Genomic DNA, 3,884 nt, shown 5'->3' on the forward strand with positions numbered 1-3,884 from the left:
GTCGCCATCCAAATGGTAGGTTAGTGAAACAGATGGTATTACAAGCGATTGCTCGGTTAGCGGAGGGAGATTCACCGATATTACATTCAGACCAAGGGATTCAGTATCAAATGGCAAGTTATCAACAGTTATTAGCTGAGCATCATATTGTGCAAAGTATGTCGAGGAAAGGTAATTGTTTAGATAATGCCGCAATGGAAAGTTTCTTTGGTGGGATGAAAGTGGAATGTTTTTATGGAAAAACCTTCGAAAGCATTGAGGAACTGGAATCTGTTATCAAAGAATATGTTCGTTATTACAATGAGGAAAGAATACAATTAAAATTAAATGGACTGAGTCCTGTTCAATACAGAATTCAGTCCTTAAAATAATCGTCCAACTTTTCGGGGTCAGATCAGATTGGCTAGACCTTTTCTTTTTTTCAGTAAAAATTACGCTTCTGGTGGGATATTTTTTGCTGGTTTAATTGCTAATAAGTTACAGTTTAAATGACTAATAACATGTTCAGCAGTATTACCAAGCAATACAGCAGAAAGACCAGTACGACCAATAGTTCCTAGAACGACTAATTCTGCACCAATTTCTTGTGCTACATGAGGAATCACTTCTTCAGGCAAACCTTCATAAACATGCGTATGATCTTCATCGATGCCAAAGTGTTGACGTAATGCTTTCATATTGATTAGATGTTGACCACGAATACTGTTACCATAATCCGGCACACTAAATTCTGGTAAATCAAGTGTAATGCCAACCGGTGCGGTTGGATAAGCTGAAACAAGATGAATATTTCCACGATCTAGACTTTGCGCCAAACTCATACTTAAACCAACTAATTGTTTATTAAAGTCATCATGATAAGGTTCATCATCTGATACATTGACTGCCACTAAAATACGGCGTTGATGTTGCCAATCGCCATCTTTAACCATCAAAATTGGACAAGAAGATTTACGTAATAATTGCCAATCAGTAGGTGTAAAAATAAGTGAAGAAAGATCATCTTCTTGATGGGTAAATTTCACAACAAGATCGTGATGATGTTTTACTATCTCTTTTTCGATTGCATCAGCTTCATTACTTTCCCAAACGACTTCAGTTTTTACATGAATATTTTTTAAATCGTATTCTTTAAGGAGTTCACCCAACCAGGCTTTCTTATCTTCGATTATCGCAGCAACCATTTCTTCACGTTCGGTTGTGGAGTGAGTAACACTCACGGCATAAGAAAGATTGTAAATTGCGAGAAAGGCGGTAAGGGTGACAGGTTGTGAACTATTTTGTTGTTTAATGAGGTGTAAAGCACGTTCGAGGGCGGCTTGTTTTTGACTTTCTGGATCAATCACCACAAGGATATTATTGAAATGCATAAAAAAACCTCCTTATTTTGAGTTCTCTTTTATTATAAGGAGGTCAATAGTGAAAGCAAGTTATTACGAGATTTTAATTACATTGCTAATCTTAATTTTACTTTTGTTGAGCCTGCTAGTTCGACTAAAGCAGGCATATCGTTGATAGTAATATATTTACCCTGTACTGATAACATACCTGTTTTTTGGAAGCGGCCAAGTAAACGACTAATTGTTTCTACAGTTAAACCAAGATAATTACCAATATCACCACGAGTCATGGTTAAACGGAATTCACGAGCAGAGAAGCCACGAGCAGAATAACGCTTTGATAGGTTATAAATAAAGGCGGCCAGTTTTTCTTCAGCATTCATTTTGGAGAGGAGTAGAATCATCTCTTGATCGCTTAGAATTTCATTACTCATTAAACGGATAATCTGTTGGCGTAATTTTGGCATTTTACCTGCTAAATCATCCAAAATATCAAAAGGAATTTCACAAACCATTGAGGTTTCAAGTGCTTGTGCAAAGCTTGGATGATGCATACTGTGAATAGCATCAAATCCCACTAAATCACCTGGTAAATGGAAAGACGTAATCTGTTCTTCACCACTTTCACTAATCGTATAAGTTTTGATTGTACCAGAACGGATTGCATATAAAGATTTTAATTCATCGCCAGCTTTAAAAAGGATTTGAGATTTTTGGATGGGTTTTTTACGTTCGATAATATTATCTAATTGATCGAGCTCATGCTCATTAAGGGTAAAAGGGATACATAATTGGCTGATACTACAATCTTGGCAATGAATAGCACATCCACCAGATTGAATTCTACGTCCAACACGGCTCTCGACTAATCCTTTCATCTATGAAACCTCATTATAAAAACAATGCAATAGAACGAGTGCATTATCTAAAAAATTTTGATCTAACGCAATAAATGGTATCATAAAAGAGATTTATTAAGAAGTGTAAAATACATCTTTTGAGGTAAAACTTAACGTATGTCAGCAGAAAAATTAACTAAAAAACGACTAATCCAAATTTTAGTGATGATGGCAATTCTATTAAGTGCGTTTTTTTATCACAGTTGCCACTATCAAAAACAGCAACCTATTGAAAAACAAGCAAGTAATCTAAAAATTTCTTCAGAAAATGTATAAGAATTAAAATCTATTTTTTTAATGTAGAAGGATAGATGAACAAAATTAAATAACCCTCTTCACTTTTTGAAGAGGGTTTATTGTGCTAAAAGAATTATTCAGCACTAGAAGATGAGGCATCTTTATCAAAGTGATATAGACCTCGGCGATCAGTACCTAATAGATTGAGCTTATCTAAGAAGCTATTAAATAAAGTCTCTTCTTGATGTTGTTCTGCAACATACCATTGTAAGAAATTAAAGGTTGAGTAATCTTTTTCTTCAAAAGTTGCTGAAACTAACTCATTAATTTTGGCAGTAATACGTTTTTCATGTTGATATGCTAATTCAAAGACTTCTTTTAAATCAGTAAATTGATGTGGTACTGCTGCAATTTTTTCTAAACGAGTACTTGCACCTGTTTCATTTAAATAAGTAAACAGTTTGCGCATATGCTGTAGTTCTTCATCTGCATGTTGATGTAAGAATTTTGCAGCCCCTTCAAAACCATGATAAGTACACCATGCACTCATTTGTAGATATAGATTAGAAGAATAGAGTTCTAAATTCATTTGGGCATTTAACATATCAACAATTTTTGGTGATAGCATTATTGTTCTCCTTCTATTTAATTAAAGTGCAGCAAGATCTTTATCGATAAAATAAAGCCCACGTTTATCTTCACCCACGAGAGAAAATTTCGCCAAAATACGTTTAAATAATGTTTCTTCTTCATGTTGTTCAGATACATACCATTGGAGGAAATTAAAGGTAGAATAATCTTTTTCAGTAAAACTGACTTCAACAAGTTGATTAATTTTCTGAGTAATTAGTTTTTCATGTTCTAGAACTAATTCAAAAACCTCTTTTAATGATTGGAAATTATGTTGTGGTGCTTCAATTGTCCCTAAAATTGGTAATGCACCTGTTTCACTTACATAAGCAAAGAGTTTTTGCATATGTTGTAGCTCTTCATCTGCATGGCGAAGTAAAAATGCACTCGCACCTTCATAGCCCTGCTCATTACACCACGCACTCATTTGTAGATAAAGGTTAGAAGAGTAGAATTCCAAATTAATTTGTTGATTTAATTTATCAATCATTGCAGGTGTTAACATAATTGCTTCCTCTTATAAATAATTCAGCCGAATTTTAACGATTTATTTACTAAAAATAAAATCATTTTTTAATTATTAAGATATTAAATAATAGGAATAATTTTTATTTATAAATTAAAGAAGAATAACTCTCATTTTATTTAAAATAATATCAATTAAATAAGAATTAATAGGCATAGTAGACAAAATTGTTGCTGATGTGTCAAAAACTATGCCAAGTGGACAAAATTGTGGCTAATATTTATTTTCTTTAAATGTTAGCCACTCTTTTTA

The 3,884-nt window shown here is 33.3% G+C and carries 6 protein-coding genes; 2 read left to right on the forward strand and 4 right to left on the reverse strand.

Annotated features, from left to right (window positions below; genetic code table 11):
• Nucleotides 1-371, forward strand: a 371-nt coding sequence (locus ACFFHT_RS07730; protein WP_382375052.1) for an IS3 family transposase, incomplete at its 5' end; no start/stop codon positions are given.
• Nucleotides 372-431: 60 nt separating this feature from the next.
• On the opposite strand, the gene uspE is transcribed toward ACFFHT_RS07730, so the two are convergent.
• Both uspE and fnr read right to left on the reverse strand, forming a co-directional pair.
• On the reverse strand, nt 432-1,370 hold the full coding sequence (gene uspE / locus ACFFHT_RS07735; protein ID WP_382375054.1) for a universal stress protein UspE: 939 nt from the start codon (nt 1,368-1,370) through the stop codon (nt 432-434).
• A 77-nt stretch (nt 1,371-1,447) separates the two neighbouring features.
• A complete protein-coding gene (gene fnr / locus ACFFHT_RS07740) occupies nt 1,448-2,218 on the reverse strand; it encodes a fumarate/nitrate reduction transcriptional regulator Fnr (RefSeq protein WP_382375056.1) in 771 nt (256 codons plus the stop codon).
• Between the two features lie 138 nt (nt 2,219-2,356).
• Here fnr and ACFFHT_RS07745 point away from each other — a divergent pair, with 138 nt between their 5' ends.
• A complete protein-coding gene (locus tag ACFFHT_RS07745) occupies nt 2,357-2,515 on the forward strand; it encodes a hypothetical protein (RefSeq protein WP_382375058.1) in 159 nt (52 codons plus the stop codon).
• 94 nt (nt 2,516-2,609) lie between these two features.
• On the opposite strand, the gene ftnA (ACFFHT_RS07750) is transcribed toward ACFFHT_RS07745, so the two are convergent.
• Complete coding sequence (gene ftnA / locus ACFFHT_RS07750) at nt 2,610-3,104, reverse strand: non-heme ferritin (RefSeq protein ID WP_382375060.1); 495 nt, start codon at nt 3,102-3,104, stop codon at nt 2,610-2,612.
• Nucleotides 3,105-3,125: 21 nt separating this feature from the next.
• Nucleotides 3,126-3,611 (reverse strand): non-heme ferritin, encoded by a 486-nt coding sequence (gene ftnA, locus ACFFHT_RS07755; protein WP_382375062.1) that lies wholly within the window; start codon nt 3,609-3,611, stop codon nt 3,126-3,128.
• Between the last annotated feature and the right edge of the window lie 273 nt (nt 3,612-3,884).

The organism is Gallibacterium melopsittaci (genome assembly GCF_042433085.1).
GTDB lineage: Bacteria > Pseudomonadota > Gammaproteobacteria > Enterobacterales > Pasteurellaceae > Gallibacterium > Gallibacterium melopsittaci.